Source organism: Flagellimonas maritima (genome assembly GCF_003269425.1).
GTDB lineage: Bacteria > Bacteroidota > Bacteroidia > Flavobacteriales > Flavobacteriaceae > Flagellimonas > Flagellimonas maritima.
In genome coordinates this window covers 3,597,243-3,614,966 of sequence record NZ_CP030104.1, presented here as the reverse complement: position 1 = coordinate 3,614,966, position 17,724 = coordinate 3,597,243, and the positions used below count along the sequence as shown (strand labels likewise).

Sequence of the window (17,724 nt, the reverse complement as noted above, 5' to 3'; positions counted from 1 at the left end):
GTATTTATATGATATAAATTTAAAAATCAAAATTAGGATGTTTTTTCCAAAATCCGCTGTCCTCCCAGATAAGAACAATTATAAAGTCCTTTCATCCCATTAAAAGCAACTTTCTCTTTTTCGTAACCATAGACAGTTTTCAAATCACTGCTTAGATAATCATCATCAACATTGACCTGGATATCCTCCATGGTAAACTGACATGGATGTTCATAACCTGCGGCATGGGTGATTTCCAAAAACTCTTTTCTAAACGTTTTAAAGTATTGCGCCAACCTATCCGATTTCAATGGAACATCTATTCCTTTTTGCAACCATTTGCTTTGCGTTGCCACTCCCGCAGGGCACCGATTGGTATGACAAACCTGTGCTTGAATGCATCCGATGCTCATCATGGCTTCCCGTGCTACATTTATACAATCCACTCCCATGGCGAAAGCCATTGCTGCTTTGGCCGGAAAACCCAGTTTACCGCTTCCTATGAAAACAATACGTTCTGATAATCCGCTATCTTTAAAAATTTTATATACTGATGTAAATCCGTATACCCAGGGTAGGGAAACGTGGTCTGCAAAACTTGGTGGCGCTGCACCGGTTCCGCCTTCTCCGCCATCAATAGAAATAAAATCCGGGCCTTTTCCAGATTGTACCATTAATTCCGCCAATTGCTTCCATTGGTCCAATTTTCCTATCGCTGCTTTTATCCCTACGGGCAGCCCCGTCTCGTTAGCTATGGCTTCTATAAGATACAATAATTCCGGTATGGAACTGAAAGCTTTATGTGTGGCTGGGGATAGGACATCCTTACCAACTTCTACACCGCGTATATCTGCTATTTCAGAAGAGATTTTTGCTCCAGGCAGGACCCCGCCCTTACCTGGCTTTGCACCTTGCGATAGTTTTATCTCTATTGCTTTTATACATGGATTATCAGTTACCAATGCTTTCATTTTCTCCATGGAAAAGTTGCCATCTTCGGAACGGACACCAAAATATCCTGTTCCAAAATGAAACACTACATCACCACCTTTTTTATGATAAGGAGATAATCCGCCCTCGCCCGTGTTGTGATATGCATTGCTCTTTAAAACACCTTTGTTCATAGCTTCAACTGCAGCGGCAGATAAAGAACCAAAGCTCATTGCAGAAATATTGATAACAGAAGCAGGACGGTATGGCTTTCTCCGATTGTTATGAGCTCCGATTACCTTGGCAGAAGGTAAAAAATAGGGATTTTCTTTGTTGGGATGATTTTCAGGAACCTCGTACCCGATCATCGCATTTTTAACAAAGATATGTTGATGTTTATAAATGTCCTTTTCCGTTCCAAACCCTTCATAATTATTTTCTTTCTTTGCCGAAGCATAAATCCAACTGCGCTCTATACGATTAAAAGGTAATTCTTCCCTGTTATTGGCAACGAAATACTGGCGCATCTCCGGTCCAATACTTTCCAACCAGTACCTAAGATGCCCAACAATGGGGTAATTATGGTTTATGGTATGTGCTCTTTGAAAAAAAATGTCTCTTATGGCTACCAATACCAGAAATATAAGAATCCAAGCCCACCAAGGAATCCCAGCTAAATAGTTCAAAAAGTTTTCCATTTACATGTTAAGATAATCCAATGCCAACTGTGTCATTGTCCTCACCCCTAAAAGCAATCCGCTGTCATCAATTTTAAAATCAGGGGTATGATGTGGATAGGATTCTGTATTTCCCGGGGTCATACCGCCCAAAAAGAAATAGAAGCCTGGAACCTTTTCTTGAAAATAACTAAAATCTTCTGCTCCTGTAATTGCTTTGTGTATGGAAACATTATCCTTCCCTGCAACTTTTTCCAGGGTCGGAGCCATTTTAGCCGTCAAATCCAAATCATTATAGGTTATGGCTGTTGAAGTTTGAATATCGATAGTAGCATCTCCGCCGTAAACCTTTGCTATGGCAGGAACCATTTCTTCCATACGTTTATTGATAAACTTTTGCATTTCATAATCCAAAGTTCTTATGGTTCCTATCATCTCGGCACTTTCAGGAATGATATTGGAGCGAACACCGCTGGTAATTTTACCAACCGAGATAACTGCAGCTTCATTGATCAATTCGGTTTCCCTGCTGATAATGGTCTGTAGACCATCAATAATTTTTGCGCTGATCAATATAGGATCTACACCGCCCCAGGGTTGCGAACCATGGGTCTGTTTCCCTTTTACATTGATCACAAAACGTTGCGCGGAAGCCATGCTTCCTCCAGGTTTGTATTTTACGGTTCCTACAGGAGTTTGGGAGTTTATGTGAAGTCCAAATATTGCGTCAACATCAGGACTGGTCAATACACCTTCCTTTACCATTAGCAATGCACCACCTTCTTCACCGGGTGGCGGTCCTTCTTCTGCAGGTTGAAAGATAAATTTTACGGTACCCTTGATTTTATCCTTGTGTTTGGACAAAATTTCAGCAACTCCCATTAAAATGGCGACGTGGGTGTCATGTCCGCAGGCATGCATGACCCCTACACTTTTACCTAAAAACTCTGATTTCACTGTTGATTTGTATGGCAAATCGTTTCGTTCAGTAACGGGCAATGCATCAATATCCGCTCTAAGTGCCACGACCTTTCCATCTTGATCCCCCTTGAGCAGCCCAACAACACCTGTTTTTGCAACACCTGTCTGGACTTCTATTCCCAAAGATTTTAAATGTTTTGCGATTTTCTCAGCAGTTTTAAATTCACGATTGCTGAGTTCGGGGTTTTGATGTATGTCCCGTCTCCATTCAATGACCTTATCTTCAATTGCGGTATACTCTTTCTCCAGATCGGTACTTTGTCCCCAAATGGAGATTCCCATTAGTAAAAATACGAGGGTAAAAATTCTTTGCATGTGTAGTTGATTTTAAAATTTTATAAGTTGATATCCTTCATTTTGTAACTGGATAAGTACGGTCATCGCTGAAAGGGCTACTTTTACATTTGGAATGAGTTCTTCTTTTGGAAAATCACGTGATTTTGAAGACTGCCCACAAAAAACCACTTCGACTCCTGTATCCATTAAACTTTTGACCATTTCATAATTTGGATTGACCACACCATACCTTTTTTTGTAAGCATCATTCTGAATAATATCTTTTGAGGCTTTATTGTGAACTACCAAGGTTACTTTAAGTTGTTCAGGGGGTACACCCGCCTGTGCGTGCATATTTAGAAAACGGGCTGCTGTCTCAATGGTTCTGTTAATCTCCGTATGTGATTCGGGGCTGTTCATTACATCAAAAACCACTTTATAATCCATGTTGGTATTGGTTTTGAAGTCGGGATTTTCAATGGGCCATACTTTACCAAAATCTTCGATTATAGGTCCTGCCTGTTTTTCCTGTGAATTCCCGATGTAACAGAACGACAATATTATAAATAGAGGAAAAATATTGTACTTCATGGTAATTTATAGATTAGTTTCTAAATATATTCAAATTCATTTTAAAAATCGTCTTCGTGTTTATAAGTATTCAAAGGATGATTTTAGCATGAAATCATTATTGGCTAATTTCACGGTTACTTTTAAAAATTTACTAAGGCTTGAATACTTTTTTGGATGAATTGAACGATGCACAGCGCGCTCCTGTATTGCACAAAGATGGCCCCTTAATGGTCATTGCGGGAGCGGGATCGGGGAAAACCCGTGTATTGACCTATAGGATAGCACATTTGATGGAGCAGGGGGTGGATTCATTCAATATTCTTGCGTTGACCTTTACCAATAAGGCTGCCAAAGAGATGAAAAAGCGTATCGCCACTATTGTTGGGAATTCAGAAGCTAAAAATCTATGGATGGGCACTTTCCATTCGGTCTTTGCCAAGTTATTGCGCTTTGATGGAGATAAACTTGGGTACCCCAGTAACTTTACCATTTACGATACGCAGGATTCACAACGCCTTATTGCATCCATTATCAAAGAAATGGGTCTGGATAAGGATATTTATAAGTACAAGCAAATACAGAACAGAATATCCTCTTATAAAAATAGCTTGATTACCGTGAAGGCCTATTTCCAGAATCCAGAACTTGTGGAAGCGGATGCCATGGCAAAAAGACCAAGACTTGGGGAAATTTATCAAAACTATGTTGATCGTTGTTTTAAGGCAGGGGCTATGGATTTTGATGATTTATTGTTGCGCACCAATGAATTGTTGACACGCTTTCCAGAAGTGCTGATGAAATACCAAGACAGGTTTCGATATATCCTTGTAGATGAGTACCAAGATACCAACCACTCACAATATTTGATTGTCAAAGCACTTTCGGACCGCTACCAAAATATTTGTGTGGTAGGTGATGATGCCCAAAGTATTTATTCCTTTAGGGGAGCCAACATTAGCAACATCCTTAATTTTCAAAGGGATTATGATGATGTGGCGGTATATCGATTGGAACAAAACTATCGTTCCACAAAGAATATCGTTAATGCGGCGAATTCTATCATTGCAAAGAACAAAAACCAATTGGAAAAAGTGGTCTGGACTTCCAATGGTGAAGGACAACTTATAAAAATCCATCGTAGTGTCACTGATGCGGAAGAAGGAAGGTATGTGGCCGCTTCTATCTTTGAGAGCAGGATGCAACAACAAATGCAGAATGGTGAGTTTGCCGTTCTGTATAGAACAAATTCACAGTCGAGAGCTATTGAGGATGCGTTGCGAAAGCGTGATATTCCATATAGAATCTACGGTGGCCTGTCCTTTTATCAGCGTAAGGAAATCAAGGATGTACTTGCATATTTGAGGATAATTATCAATCCAAAGGATGAGGAAGCACTGAAGCGAATCATTAATTTCCCTGCAAGAGGTATAGGACAAACAACGATTGATAAACTTGTGGTTGCTGCAAATCATTATGGGCGTTCCATTTTTGAAGTTTTAGAGCATTTGGACAAACTCAATTTAAACATCAATAGTGGAACTAAAAGAAAGCTTGAAGATTTTGTGACAATGGTCAAAAGCTTCCAGATTATGAACGAGGGAGCCGATGCGTTTACATTGGCGGAACATGTTGCGAAGAAAACAGGGCTTTTGTTGGAGTTCAAAAAGGATGGCACTCCAGAGGGCATTGCCAAAATGGAAAACATTGAAGAACTTTTGAACGGAATAAAGGATTTTGTTGAGGGACAGAAAGAATTGGCAGATGCCACGGGCGCATTGTCAGAATTCTTGGAAGATGTTGCCCTTGCTACGGATATGGACAAGGATGTAGGTGATGATGACCGAGTTGCCCTCATGACAATTCACTTGGCAAAAGGATTGGAATTTCCACATGTATATATTGTGGGAATGGAAGAGGACTTGTTTCCTTCTGCAATGAGCATGAATACGAGAAGCGAATTGGAAGAGGAACGCCGCTTGTTCTATGTGGCATTGACTAGGGCAGAAAAGCAGGCGGTTCTTACGTATACGCAAAACCGATATCGTTGGGGAAAACTAATTGATGCAGAACCCAGTAGATTTCTGGAAGAGATTGATGAGGAGTTTGTTGAAAATCTTACGCCCATAAATGATGGCTATCGTTACAAATCCATGATTGACACCAATATTTTTGGTGAAGTGGACAAGAGCAAACTACGCCAGATCAAGCCCAGAAATGGAATACCTCCGACTGTGCATAAACCCAACGAGAATCAATTGCGAAAGCTTAGAAAATTAAAGCCGGAGCTATCAGCCCCAGCAAATAATACCAATATCGTTGATTCTAATCTAGCTGAAGGTTCTATGGTGAACCATACACGTTTTGGTAAAGGAAAGGTGCTAAAAATAGAAGGTGCAGGGAACGATAAAAAGGCCGAAATCCAATTTGAGAGGGGTGATGTCAAAAAATTATTGCTCAGATTTGCCAAACTTGAGGTATTATAAGGTTAGTGAAATATCATCAACCAGAAAATACGGGTTGCCAAACACAATGCCTTATTTTAAGTTTTAGATTTGGGGTCTATTATGATTTTCCTTAGAACAACGAAGAGACAATCCTTTAAATTGTATAATTGGATTAGGGTCTACATAATTAAAAGCATAAATTTTATAGTGTTTAGACCCTGATATATGGTGACCCTTACAATTCTTGTTTTGATAGCTGTTCTGGGGTTTGTTTTTCAATAATTCCGTATACACCAGTTCGTTTTCCTTGATTTTTGTCGCTGCAATATTTTTGGTCAACATAGTTTTGTTGTCCAAATCATAAATATACAACGGCCAACTATCAGTGAGCCCTGACCCTTTAAAAAATAAAAAGCTACTTTTTTTTCCTATGAGCGATATTGTTGGATTATCCAGGATTATACGAACAGTGTCCGCTTCATACAAACTGACCGAGATATCGGTGTAATCGTTGTCCACGAATTGTTCCAACGTCACTTTAAATTGATTTTTAAATAGGAACGTTTTGATACCATTTATAATATCTTCCGTAAGAGGAAGTTCTGACCCGTTTATAAAACCAAAAGTGTTGGAACGCTCAAAACTTTGTATATCAAATGAATCGCCAATATTATTGGTTACAGCTTTGTATTTATACATGACACCATCAAATTCCAAAGGATGATACACTACTTTTTCTCCCCAAATTTCAGGTTGTAGTATCAGTGAACCATCCTTTTCTATACTGAAGTCCATTTGTGACTCGAAATCCAAATTTTCGAGCTTGTAGTATGATTTAATGGAACTTTTATTACCTGGAAATATATATTCCTTTTGAAAATTATCACCTTCACTTGAAAAGGCATCAACACGATAAAAGTACTTTTCATTTGATAATTTTCCCCAACCATGAAAAATATAAATGTTTTTATTCTTTTCATTTTTTAAGTGATATACTTGATTGTAAAGAACTGAATCTTCTTTAAGATAAGTATATACAACTTTTCCATTTTTTACATGGAAAACTAAATTTTTGATATGTTCTTTTAAATGCCCTTTTCTTGTGTTCCAAGAGAGAACCCCAACGTTCTTATTCTCTGATAATGCAAGAATATAATCATGCCCTTTCAAGTAATAGTGTCTTTCTATTTCCTCTATAATGGACGGGGTATTGATTTTTTTAATCGTATTTTTAATATCATTGTTTATTGATGTGGTCAAATCTTCAAAATTAGAATCATCGGGATCCATATTTTTCAAATTTTGAAAATGTTGATCTAAAAGATAAATAATATCCATGCCGTTTTCGGGAACAGAAGTTAAACTGGCAATTTCATCTATTTTGTTTCGATTGGTACAGCCAATACATAGCAATAGAAGAAAGATTAATGGGGTATTTGTAATTTTGTTAAGTCGCATAATTGATGTTCAATAACTTATGGTTATCATAAAAATGACACTTTTAAAGAAAATTTATAAGGATAAATGGACTGATGCCTTGTTACATTTGACGAATGGGCACATTGGGACAACCATTGAATGATTTATAATCCAGTTTATATTGAATAGAATTTAAATTCTTGTTGAAATAGAAGATCCGGCCATGGCAGAACTAATAAAGCTTTTTGAAGAAAACCCCAATCCAAGACAAGTGGAGAAAATTGGAAATGTACTTAGAAAAGGGGGGCTTGTTATTTATCCAACAGATACCGTTTATGGTTTGGGGTGTGACATTACAAACTCTAGGGCACTGGAAAAGATTGCCAGAATCAAGGGCGTGAAGCTGGCAAAAGCGAATTGGTCTTTTGTTTGTGCAGATTTGAGTAATCTATCAGATTATGTGAAACAGATAGACACATCAACTTTTAAAATACTAAAGAGAGCTCTGCCCGGTCCGTATACTTTTATATTGCCGGGCAATAACAACCTTCCAAAAGACTTTAAAAAAAAGAGAACTGTTGGCATACGGGTACCGGACAATGCAATTATAAAAGCTTTAGTCAATGAACTGGGAAACCCTATTGTCTCGACTTCTATTCGTGATGATGATGATATTTTGGAATATACGACCGACCCAGAGCTTATTTTTGAAAAATGGGAAAATCTCGTGGACATCGTTATTGATGGAGGATATGGAGGTAACATTGCCTCTTCTGTTATAGATTTATCTGGAGGATATCCTGAAATAATCAGGGAAGGGAAAGGGAGTTTGGATATTTTTTAATCTGAATGAATATTTAAAGGTACTACCACTGTTTTTCTGAGTAATATTTTCTTTGGGGAGGTGATAACTCCTTTTTAAGAAGCACATAGGGTGAGACAAAAAAAGAGCGGCCACTGACCGCTCTTTTTTTAATTGATTATATTTCTTCTAGTTTCCAGAACCGCCGATAGCAGGGTCTTTCATACCTTCTTCGATCATACTGTAAAATTGATCAATTTTAGGAAGTACAACTATTCTGGTTCTTCTGTTCTTAGCTCTATCAGTTGCATTATCATTGGCAACCAATGGCATGTAGTAGCTTCTTCCGGCAGCGGTCATACGCTTGGGATCAACATTGAATTCGTTTTGTAGGATACGAACTATTGAAGTAGCACGTTTTGCACTCAAGTCCCAGTTATCAACTAAGACACCTCTTGAAAAAGGTACATTATCCGTGTGTCCTTCTACCAAGAATTCAAAATCAGGCTTGTTATTTACAACTTTCGCAACTTTGCCCAATACTTCTTTAGCCGCAGAAGTTACATTGTAGCTACCACTGCTGAACAATAGTTTATCGGATATCGACACGAAAACTACACCTTTTTCAACGCTTATCTCTATATCATCGTCATCCAAATTGCCCAAAACTCCTTTTAAACTTTGTACTAATGATAGATTTACGGAATCTCTTCTCGTAACCGCATCTTGTAATTTTCTAATGGTCAAATCTTTCTCCTGAAGACTTTCCAGAGACTTTTCAAGATTTTCAGCACCTTTCGTAGTCAGGGTAGTTAAATTGCCCATATTGTTGATCAATTCTTGATTATTGGCCTTCAAGAAAGCATTTTGATCATCAAGAGTTTTCAATTTTGAGGATGCAGTTGCTTTTTCCTCCAAGCAATCATTGAGCTTTACTGTTGCAGAGTTCAACAAATCTTGGGTTTCTTTATGCTTCGCCTCAAGGTCGGCATATTTTTTCTGTGATACGCATGATGACAATAAAATGGCCATTGCAAATGTTCCTAAAAAGACTTTTTTCATAATTCTGATTGTATGTATTAGGGATTATTAGATATTAATGTCAAAATTTCAGACGAAATTATATAAAAACAAAATGTTAAAAATCAAGACATCGTTAATCTTTTACTAAAATGTTAAAATTCTTTATTTGATGTACGAAATGGGACCAGACTATGGATGTCGTGGAATAGTACTTTAATATAAAATTAGCTTTTTCCCGTTTAGTATAAAACCTATTGAAATTTCGATAGAAACTTATATGTGCCTTTAAAACGGCTAGGCAATGATCTAGTTTAAATTGAAAAATAAAACGTAGGGCAGCTACCCCATCCAAAACCAATCTCGCCATTATTATAGGAAATGCTCTTTTTCTGGGGAGGTTTTTTGTTATGGAATACAACGAATTCCTAAAATTCAGGAAGGTCTTTTTTGGGTTCATATTTTTTAAAGTCGATCCCCCTAAGTGATAAACATGGCTTAGACCTACGTAATAAACTTTTAGGCCTGTATTTTTTGCTCTCCAACAGAGGTCTATCTCTTCTTGGTGGGCAAAATAATCCTCGTCAAATCCATTAAGGGAATCAAAAGCTTCTTTTTTAATGAACATACAGGCACCTGTGGCCCAAAATACCTCCCTTATATCGTCATACTGTCCTTCATCTTTTTCCAATGCTTGAAATATTCTCCCACGGCAGAATGGGTAACCGAGCATATCCAAAAAGCCACCGGCCGCTCCGGCGTACTCAAAATATTCTTTTCTGTTCAGGTCCAATATCTTTGGCTGGATAATAGCTGCATCCGGAATTTCGTTGAATGTGTTTAAGATAGGGTTCAACCAATTGGGGGTGACCTCAACATCAGAATTCAAAAGACAGAAGATATCAGCTTTAATATCTTTTAACCCATCATTGTAGCCTTTTGCGAATCCACCGTTAAAGCTGTTTTGGACCAGGTTTACAGTAGGATAGTTTTCTTTTAAAAAAGCAATGGAACCATCGGTACTGGCATTGTCAACCACATAAATATCCGCCCCTTTTGAATGGGTGGTAACAGAAGGTAGAAACCTTTTGAGCAAAGCTTCTCCATTCCAATTTAGTATGACTACCGCAACTTTCAAAACGGCAGCAAATTAACGGCTAAAATCAGGAATTTCCTTTAAAAAGTTATATTTTTCATTATTAAAGTCCATTTCACAATAATAATGATACAAACCATTGGTAACCATAAGGTAATTTGCTCTTGTAGTATAATTGTATTGGGCTATTTGATTAAAAGTACTTTGACTTATGTTTATATTGGGAGCTTTGCATTCAACTAAAATCTGGATGTTTCCATTGGGTTCATAGACCACTACATCATAGCGTTTTTTTAAATTATTCACCATTAATAGCTTTTCAACGTTAACAAGGCTTTTTGGATACTTTTTTGTGGTTATCAAAAAATGGATAACATGCTGGCGCACCCATTCCTCTGGTTGCAACAGTACAAACTTTTTACGAATCACATCAAAAATATGGTAGCTATTTTCGCTACTTTTGATTCGCAACTTGTAGTTGGGAAAGTTTAAAGCTTGCATTGGACAAATTTGATGATTTTTTTTGAATGGATAAGGTAAAGGATATTGTATCGGCTATTAATAATGGTATTCCTAAGCCTATTTATTTTTTAATGGGCGATGAACCATATTATATAGATAAAATTTCAAAATATATCTCTGATAACGTACTGACCGAAGATGAGAAAGGATTTAACCAAATGGTACTTTACGGTCGTGATACAAGTGTGGACGATATTGTAGCCAATGCGAAACGTTTTCCCATGATGGCCCAACATCAAGTGGTAATTGTAAAGGAGGCCCAACACCTTTCACGTAGTATTGAAAATTTGGTCAGTTATGTTGAAAATCCTCAAACTACTACCGTCTTGGTAGTCTGTTATAAATACAAGAAGCTGGACAAAAGAAAAAAGCTTTATAAATCGATTCAAAAGAACGGGGAACTTTTTGAAAGCAAGAAGCTTTACGAAAATCAAGTTTCTGAATGGATCAGAAGAACGCTTAGTGGGAAGAAGTATAAAATTTCCCCAAAAGCGTGCATGTTACTTGTAGAGTTTTTGGGGACCGATTTGAGTAAAATCAGTAACGAATTTGATAAGCTCACCATAGTTGTACCTTCCAATATTGAGATAACCCCCACCTTAATAGAAAAGCATATAGGTATCAGTAAGGATTTCAACAATTTTGAGCTTAAAAAAGCCATTGGCGAGAAAGACGTTGGCAAAGCAACACAAATTATCAACTATTTTTCACAAAATCCAAAGGACAATCCGTTCGTAGTTACAGTAACGCTCTTAAACACCTTTTTTACGCAACTATTACAATATCATGGACTTAAAGACCACTCGCCAGGCAATGTTTCAAAAGTATTGGGAGTAAATCCGTATTTTGTAAATGAATTTACGGTTGCAGCAAAAAATTATCCAATGAAAAAAGTCAGTAGCATAATTTCTGGACTACGTAGACTCGATTTAAAGGGAAAGGGAGTAGGAGCCGGTAAAATTGACCAAGCTGATTTATTAAAGGAACTACTCGTGCAAATTATTTAGTTATTTCCTGTCTATACTATATTTACCAGGCCCCAAAAGAAAAATTACAATAAAGACGATTGCATATAACAATGCCAATTCTTTCTTTTCAAACGGATCGGCTCCGTGGACGACCAAAGCAGCGACCAACATTGTAATGGCAGAGGGAATTGAAGCCCAGCGTGTTTTGAAACCTACAATAATAAGTATTGGACAAATAAATTCACCAATAACCGTTAAAAATAGGGAAGGGGTCTTTCCTATGCCCAAGGGGTCTGGAAATTCAGTGTTTCCAGAAATAAGTTTTTGAAATTTTGGAAGACCGTGGGTCAACATAAAAGCTGAGGGTGCAATTCTTAATAGCGCAAGACCTAAATGAATCAAAAGGTTGTTTTTCATTGATTGGGGAAATTTAGTTTTTGTGAAAATATAAATTATGTCTTAATTAAAATCTAATTATTTCTTAAAACAGCTGTTTTGCTGAAATATTGTTTTCAAAGAAACCAAATAAGATTTTAGTAGCTACAGGGAAAGTTTAACTCACGATAATCCGAGCAATCAATATTTTTATTTTTTTTTAAAATAAGTCTCAAAATTAAAAAACTTTAGCGAAGCTTGGGATAGGCCTTTGGATTTGTTTCATGCATAATTGCATAGACTTTCTCAAAAATATCCTCGGCATTTGGCTTTGAAAAATAATCTCCATCTGATGCATATGCAGGCCGATGGGCTTTTGCTGTCAATGTTTTAGGGGCACTATCCAAAAACTTGTAGCCACCCTGTTTTTCCAAAATTTCCTGTAATAAATATGCAGAGCAACCTCCGGGCACATCTTCATCAATGACCAATAGCCTATTGGTTTTTTTCAGGCTTTTTATAACATCATGTTCCAAATCAAAAGGTAAAAGTGATTGAGCATCGATAATCTCGGCATCAATGCCTACCTCCATCAACTCTTTTGCTACGTTTTCCACAATCCTTAATGTAGAACCATAGGACAACAATGTAATATCACTCCCTTGCTTTAAGGTTTCCACTTTTCCAACGGGAATACAGAACTCTCCTAAATTTGTTGGTTTTTTTTCTTTTAAACGATATCCATTGAGGCTTTCTATAACAAGGGCTGGTTCGTCACTTTTCATTAAGGTATTGTAAAACCCAGCGGCTTGTGTCATATTCCTCGGGACCAGTATATACATTCCTCTCAACAGATGAATCAATCCGCCCATTTGTGAACCTGAATGCCAAATACCTTCCAATCTATGACCTCGGGTTCTGACTATCAATGGTGCTTTCTGTTTTCCTACAGTACGGTACATTAGAGTTGCCAAATCGTCGCTTAATGTTTGTAAACCGTACATAATATAATCAAGGTATTGAATTTCAGCAATGGGTCTAAGCCCTCTTAGTGCAAGTCCAATACCCTGTCCAATAATAGTGGTTTCACGTATTCCTGTATCTGCAATCCTGTAGGGGCCATATTTTTTTTGCAGACCTTCCAGTCCTTGGTTAACATCACCAATATTTCCGGTATCTTCGCCAAAAATCAATGCTTGCGGATATTTAGCAAACAATGCATCAAAATTATCTCTTAATATTATTCTTCCATCTACTAAGTCAGTATCATCACTATATGTTGGAAGGTTTGGCTTGACATTTAATACATTTTCATCAAGTTCATTGTACAAATGGGAGCTATATTTTGGTTGGGCTGTATCTAAAAAATCCTGAATCCACTGCTGCAATTCTAATTTTCCTTGGGTGTTTTCTCCCAAAAGATATCGAAGCGCTTTTCTTGAAGTTGAAGCCAAATCCTTTTTTAGCGGCTCCTCAATAGCTATTAGATCATTTTTTATCTTTGATATAAAAGTTCTATTCGGGCTTCTATCGGCAGCTTTTTCCAATAGTTGGACCAATTCTTTCTTAGCATTTAAGTGGGGTCTTAAAAATTCGCTCCATGCCTCTTTTTTACTGGCTCTAACTTTTTGCTTGATTTCCCTCTCTAAACTTTTAAGGTCTTCCTCAGCACAAATTTTATTCTCCAGAATCCATTCCCTAAAACGTTTGTTACAGTCGTTTTCCCGTTCCCATTGGAGGCGGTCTTCAGACTTATATCGTTCATGTGAGCCAGAGGTGGAGTGACCTTGGGGCTGCGTCAGTTCCGTTACATGAATTAAGACGGGAACATGATTTTCCCTTGCAATTTCCGAAGCATTCTCAAACGCATGTATCAATGCAGTATAATCCCAACCCTTGACTTTTAGAATTTCATAGCCATCATTATCTTCATCTCTTTGCAGACCTTTTAGCACTTCAGAAATATCACTTTTAGTGGTATGGTATTCCGCAGGGACCGAAATTCCATAAGCATCATCCCAAACGCAGACTACCATGGGTACCTGAAGAACTCCAGCAGCATTTATAGTCTCAAAAAAGTGTCCTTCGCTCGTACTTGCATTCCCTATAGTTCCCCAAGCGACCTCTTTTCCATTGTTGGAAAAATTTGTTTGGTCTATTTCACCGACGTTACGATAAATTTTTGAAGCTTGTGCCAAACCCAGCAACCTAGGCATTTGACCTGCGGTACATGAAATATCCGCACTACTGTTTTTTTGTTTGGTTAAATCTTTCCAAGAACCATCTTCGTTTAAACTATGTGTCGTAAAATGCCCGCCCATTTGCCTTCCTGCACTCATAGGTTCTTTTTCCATATCGGTCGTTGCGTAGAGACCATGAAAAAATTCTTTTGGACTAAGATGTCCGAGCGCCATCATAAAGGTTTGGTCACGATAATAACCGCTCCTGAAATCGCCATCCTCAAAAGCTCTTGCCATGGCAAGTTGTGGTAGTTCTTTGCCATCTCCAAAAATCCCAAACTTTGCTTTTCCGGATAATACTTCCCGTCTTCCCAATAAGCTACATTGCCTACTAATTACAGCAATTTCATAGTCTTTCAGAATTTGTGATTGAAAATCATCAAAAGAAATATCGCTGCTTGTACTGGGATTAGGTTTCATATATAACTTTGGATTAGTTGCAAAATTACTAAAACCCACTCAAATCAACAATTACAGAGCATGTTAAAAAATCATTATTTTGTTAAAAAAATAACTGTTTGAGTGATAATTCGTTAATAAAATAAAGTCGAAATGTCCTTTTTTTGGGAATACATCAATACTAAAACCATTTTCTGGTAAATAGCCCAGTAAGGGTTCTGGGGCTTATGGTCACTATAAAACGGATTCGTTCGCCATAATTTTGATCGGCAATTTCCCAACCTCTGTTTGAGTATACCGGAAAGTAAAGCTCAAAAAAATCGGTCACCAGATTTAAACGAATACCTGAACCATAGACAAAACGTGGATTTTCTCCCTTATTCCTGGTAAATCCTATATCCCCATACGCTTCTATCCATCTCCAAATACTGGTACTGGCATTGGCTGTTGTTATCCAATCATTTACAAAAGGATTTTCCAATTGGGATTTAAAGCCGCCCTCTGCTATTATGATTTGCTGGCTATAAATTCCCGAATCTTCGGACCTGCCCAGATATGCTAAGTCGAAAAGATAATCCGTTGGTCTATCCAAAGCGAAACTAAAAAAGTCGGAATCTGTATCGTTTATTAAAAATTTACCTGCATAAAAACGAAAATTAAACTGTCTATTGTCCTGGTATAATTTTCTGTATTCCACCTCAAATGCCAACTTGGTAAAATCGGTGGAATGCTGGGCATCTAAAAACCAGGATGCAAAATTCAGAATATCGTTGTCCACGTCGGTAAATCGAACATTGAAAACACTGTAGTCAGGTTCTGTATCTATTTGGTCCACAAGGCTTTCGTCAATATTTCTAAATACGCTTCTATAACGAAAAAGGAGTCTTTGCCTACGATTGGAGATTAAATCTTCAGGTCTCCAGCCAAAGCTTATTGCCGGTGTAAGCGTAGAAAAACGTGAATTGGTCTGAAAATGCGATGTAGATCCCGAGAAAGAATAGTTGGATACAAAAAGGCCACTTTTCCCATGATATTTTCTATAGCGTATACTGGCCTTTCCAACTACGGTCTTTTCTAAAAAAGAATATGTCGGAACTATATCATATTGAAAAGGCCTCTCCAAAAATGTTTTATTATAAATTCTAATTCCGGGTGTTATACCATCGTACACGTTGAAATTGGCAACGGGCACATAAAAAATTTGATTAAAATAAGGGTCTTCGGTGTCCTTAAAGAATTGAAATTTCAATTTTTTATTACTGGAAAAAAATCCGTTCAACGTCTTCCAATTATCACGTTGATTGAATTCAGGTATTTTTTGATCGTAATTTAGGACCAAACGGTCCTCCCCATTTCTTGGAATGGTAAAAGTCCTGGACGTATCTATATCTGAAAACCAATATTTGGAAATGACGGAATCCTTCTGCAAACCAAATAGCGAAATAGGGACGTTGGTACGCCTCTTATTTTTTATGGTAAACGTGATGGAATCATCGGTTTTTTTAACCTTCTTGATTTTAAAATCTATCTTTTTTCTTGTGGCAACATATTCATCAAAAAACCAATCTATATCCTTATCGGCAAAACGTTCCAGCTCTTCCCTAAAATCCTGTGCATTTACCTTTGAATCCAAACTATGCGTTCTGTAAAATCCATGAATGCTACTGTCAACTTTTCTCTCGCCTATATAATCCGATAAATAAGACATTCCCAAACCGGCCTTATAGCTATTTGCAATTTTTTCATTGAATTTTATCAAAGAATCATTGGGCGTGGTAAGAGCTTGATCAATATTTCTACGTGCAGGAAACATGCTTAATAGTGCATACTGTTCATTAAAGTCCATTTGGGCAAGGTGGAAACTTTTAAAGCCCCATATTTTAGAAAGTTTTCCTGCCAGTTTTTGTTCCGGATAGTTTTCCTCAACATATTTTATCATTAAATAATTGGCTATGGCATCATTTACCCACCGTTCGCCTCTGGGGTCCAAATACATGGTTTCGGCCAAAAAGCTGTTAATCGCCGTTTTTAAAAATTTAAGCTCAAATTGAAACTGTTCTTCATAGGGCCTAATGAATGAGGGCAATTGATTTATGCCATAAAGCGGCGTCTTACTGTAGTCAATTTCACTGACCAACAAATTATTGTGGGGATACCTGCCAAGATTTTTTTCTAGATAACGGGCTATTTTGTTGATGGATACTCCCTGTGATATTTCGTCGTATTTGTTGACATCGATATCCGTGGTAACGGTCAAATAACGTGTAACGTGCTTTGTAAATCTTTTTAATCTGCTCAATATGATTTCGCAGCCTTTTCTGTTTGTTCCCCTAAAAACTATATATTGCGCACCAAGAAACGTATTCTTGCTGCTCTCGTCAAAATTGGAAGCTAAGAATAATTTTTCGGGATAAGTGAACTCAATACTGGTGTCGGCAACGTCCGTATACATGTCGTCAAGACCCATATTATCATAAAGTTTCCAACCAAGGTCGTATACCGCAGGTGTCAGGTACCAATCTTTTAAATAATACTCGCCGTTCGTATCAAAACCATATAAAGTGAATTTTTTACTGGGAAGTTTAATGGTGTACGTAAAGAACAGTTGGGCAGACTCTCCGGGTTTCAGAACATTTTTTAATTTGACTTTTATGATGTCCCTGTTCCCCACACGTTCCCATTCCAATCCTGTATAATCACTGCCTACCACGCTCATTACTGTTGTGTTTCCACGTTCAAAGTCTTTTGATAGATGCAGGCTGCGTTTAAACTCTTCTGCAAAACGTTCTGCCAAAGCAGTGTTCCTATTGGCATAGGCATGGTTCCAATCATTAAAGTAAAGCGTAGAAAGCCCTTCTTCGGAATTGTTGACGTAAGTAAACTTTTGGCTTATTTGAATCTGCTTTGTAGAATCGTTCAACGCCGCAGTTATTTCGTTTCTATGTTGACCCAATAGCGAAAGGCTCAAAAAGAAAAAAAACAAGATCTGGGTTTGTTGAATAAAACGCTTTTTTGTCAAAATT

Annotated in this window: 13 protein-coding genes; 3 read left to right on the top strand and 10 right to left on the bottom strand. The window is 37.5% G+C overall.

Annotated features, from left to right (window positions below; translation table 11 throughout):
- Positions 1 to 32 precede the first annotated feature (32 nt).
- Genes HME9304_RS16075 through HME9304_RS16065 form a run of 3 tightly spaced genes read right to left on the bottom strand, consistent with a single transcriptional unit; the run spans position 33 to position 3,434 of the window.
- A complete protein-coding gene (locus HME9304_RS16075) occupies positions 33 to 1,607 on the bottom strand; it encodes an FMN-binding glutamate synthase family protein (protein WP_112379543.1) in 1,575 nt (524 codons plus the stop codon).
- Entirely contained in the window at positions 1,608 to 2,882 is a 1,275-nt protein-coding gene (locus HME9304_RS16070) for an amidohydrolase (protein ID WP_112379542.1), read from the bottom strand. It abuts the gene before it with no gap.
- A 12-nt stretch (positions 2,883 to 2,894) separates the two neighbouring features.
- Positions 2,895 to 3,434, bottom strand: a complete 540-nt coding sequence (locus HME9304_RS16065) for a DsrE family protein (RefSeq protein WP_112379541.1) — start codon at positions 3,432 to 3,434, stop codon at positions 2,895 to 2,897.
- 140 nt (positions 3,435 to 3,574) lie between these two features.
- Here HME9304_RS16065 and HME9304_RS16060 point away from each other — a divergent pair, with 140 nt between their 5' ends.
- The gene (locus HME9304_RS16060) at positions 3,575 to 5,899 is read left to right on the top strand and encodes an ATP-dependent helicase (RefSeq protein WP_112379540.1); all 2,325 of its coding nucleotides are present in this window, start codon (positions 3,575 to 3,577) and stop codon (positions 5,897 to 5,899) included.
- 63 nt (positions 5,900 to 5,962) lie between these two features.
- Here HME9304_RS16060 and HME9304_RS16055 read toward each other — a convergent pair whose 3' ends face one another.
- Positions 5,963 to 7,318: a hypothetical protein gene (locus tag HME9304_RS16055; RefSeq protein ID WP_112379539.1), complete on the bottom strand. Its 1,356-nt coding sequence runs from the start codon at positions 7,316 to 7,318 to the stop codon at positions 5,963 to 5,965.
- Positions 7,319 to 7,502: 184 nt separating this feature from the next.
- On the opposite strand from HME9304_RS16055, the gene HME9304_RS16050 reads away from it, so the two are divergent.
- A complete protein-coding gene (locus HME9304_RS16050; RefSeq protein WP_112379538.1) occupies positions 7,503 to 8,123 on the top strand; it encodes an L-threonylcarbamoyladenylate synthase in 621 nt (206 codons plus the stop codon).
- A gap of 147 nt (positions 8,124 to 8,270) precedes the next feature.
- On the opposite strand, the gene HME9304_RS16045 is transcribed toward HME9304_RS16050, so the two are convergent.
- The 3 genes from HME9304_RS16045 to HME9304_RS16035 form a co-directional block, all read right to left on the bottom strand.
- Positions 8,271 to 9,143: an OmpA/MotB family protein gene (locus HME9304_RS16045; protein ID WP_112379537.1), complete on the bottom strand. Its 873-nt coding sequence runs from the start codon at positions 9,141 to 9,143 to the stop codon at positions 8,271 to 8,273.
- A 94-nt stretch (positions 9,144 to 9,237) separates the two neighbouring features.
- Complete coding sequence (locus tag HME9304_RS16040; protein ID WP_112379536.1) at positions 9,238 to 10,239, bottom strand: glycosyltransferase family 2 protein; 1,002 nt, start codon at positions 10,237 to 10,239, stop codon at positions 9,238 to 9,240.
- 12 nt (positions 10,240 to 10,251) lie between these two features.
- Complete coding sequence (locus HME9304_RS16035; protein WP_112379535.1) at positions 10,252 to 10,698, bottom strand: type I restriction enzyme HsdR N-terminal domain-containing protein; 447 nt, start codon at positions 10,696 to 10,698, stop codon at positions 10,252 to 10,254.
- A gap of 26 nt (positions 10,699 to 10,724) precedes the next feature.
- Between HME9304_RS16035 and holA the strand changes: the two genes are divergently transcribed.
- Entirely contained in the window at positions 10,725 to 11,726 is a 1,002-nt protein-coding gene (gene holA / locus HME9304_RS16030) for a DNA polymerase III subunit delta (protein WP_112379534.1), read from the top strand.
- On the opposite strand, the gene HME9304_RS16025 is transcribed toward holA, so the two are convergent.
- From HME9304_RS16025 to HME9304_RS16015, 3 genes are all read right to left on the bottom strand, one after another.
- Positions 11,727 to 12,104: a DoxX family protein gene (locus HME9304_RS16025; RefSeq protein ID WP_112379533.1), complete on the bottom strand. Its 378-nt coding sequence runs from the start codon at positions 12,102 to 12,104 to the stop codon at positions 11,727 to 11,729.
- Between the two features lie 206 nt (positions 12,105 to 12,310).
- Complete coding sequence (locus tag HME9304_RS16020) at positions 12,311 to 14,722, bottom strand: alpha-ketoacid dehydrogenase subunit alpha/beta (RefSeq protein ID WP_112379532.1); 2,412 nt, start codon at positions 14,720 to 14,722, stop codon at positions 12,311 to 12,313.
- A 160-nt stretch (positions 14,723 to 14,882) separates the two neighbouring features.
- Entirely contained in the window at positions 14,883 to 17,684 is a 2,802-nt protein-coding gene (locus HME9304_RS16015; protein WP_239023328.1) for a gluzincin family metallopeptidase, read from the bottom strand.
- Positions 17,685 to 17,724 lie beyond the last annotated feature (40 nt).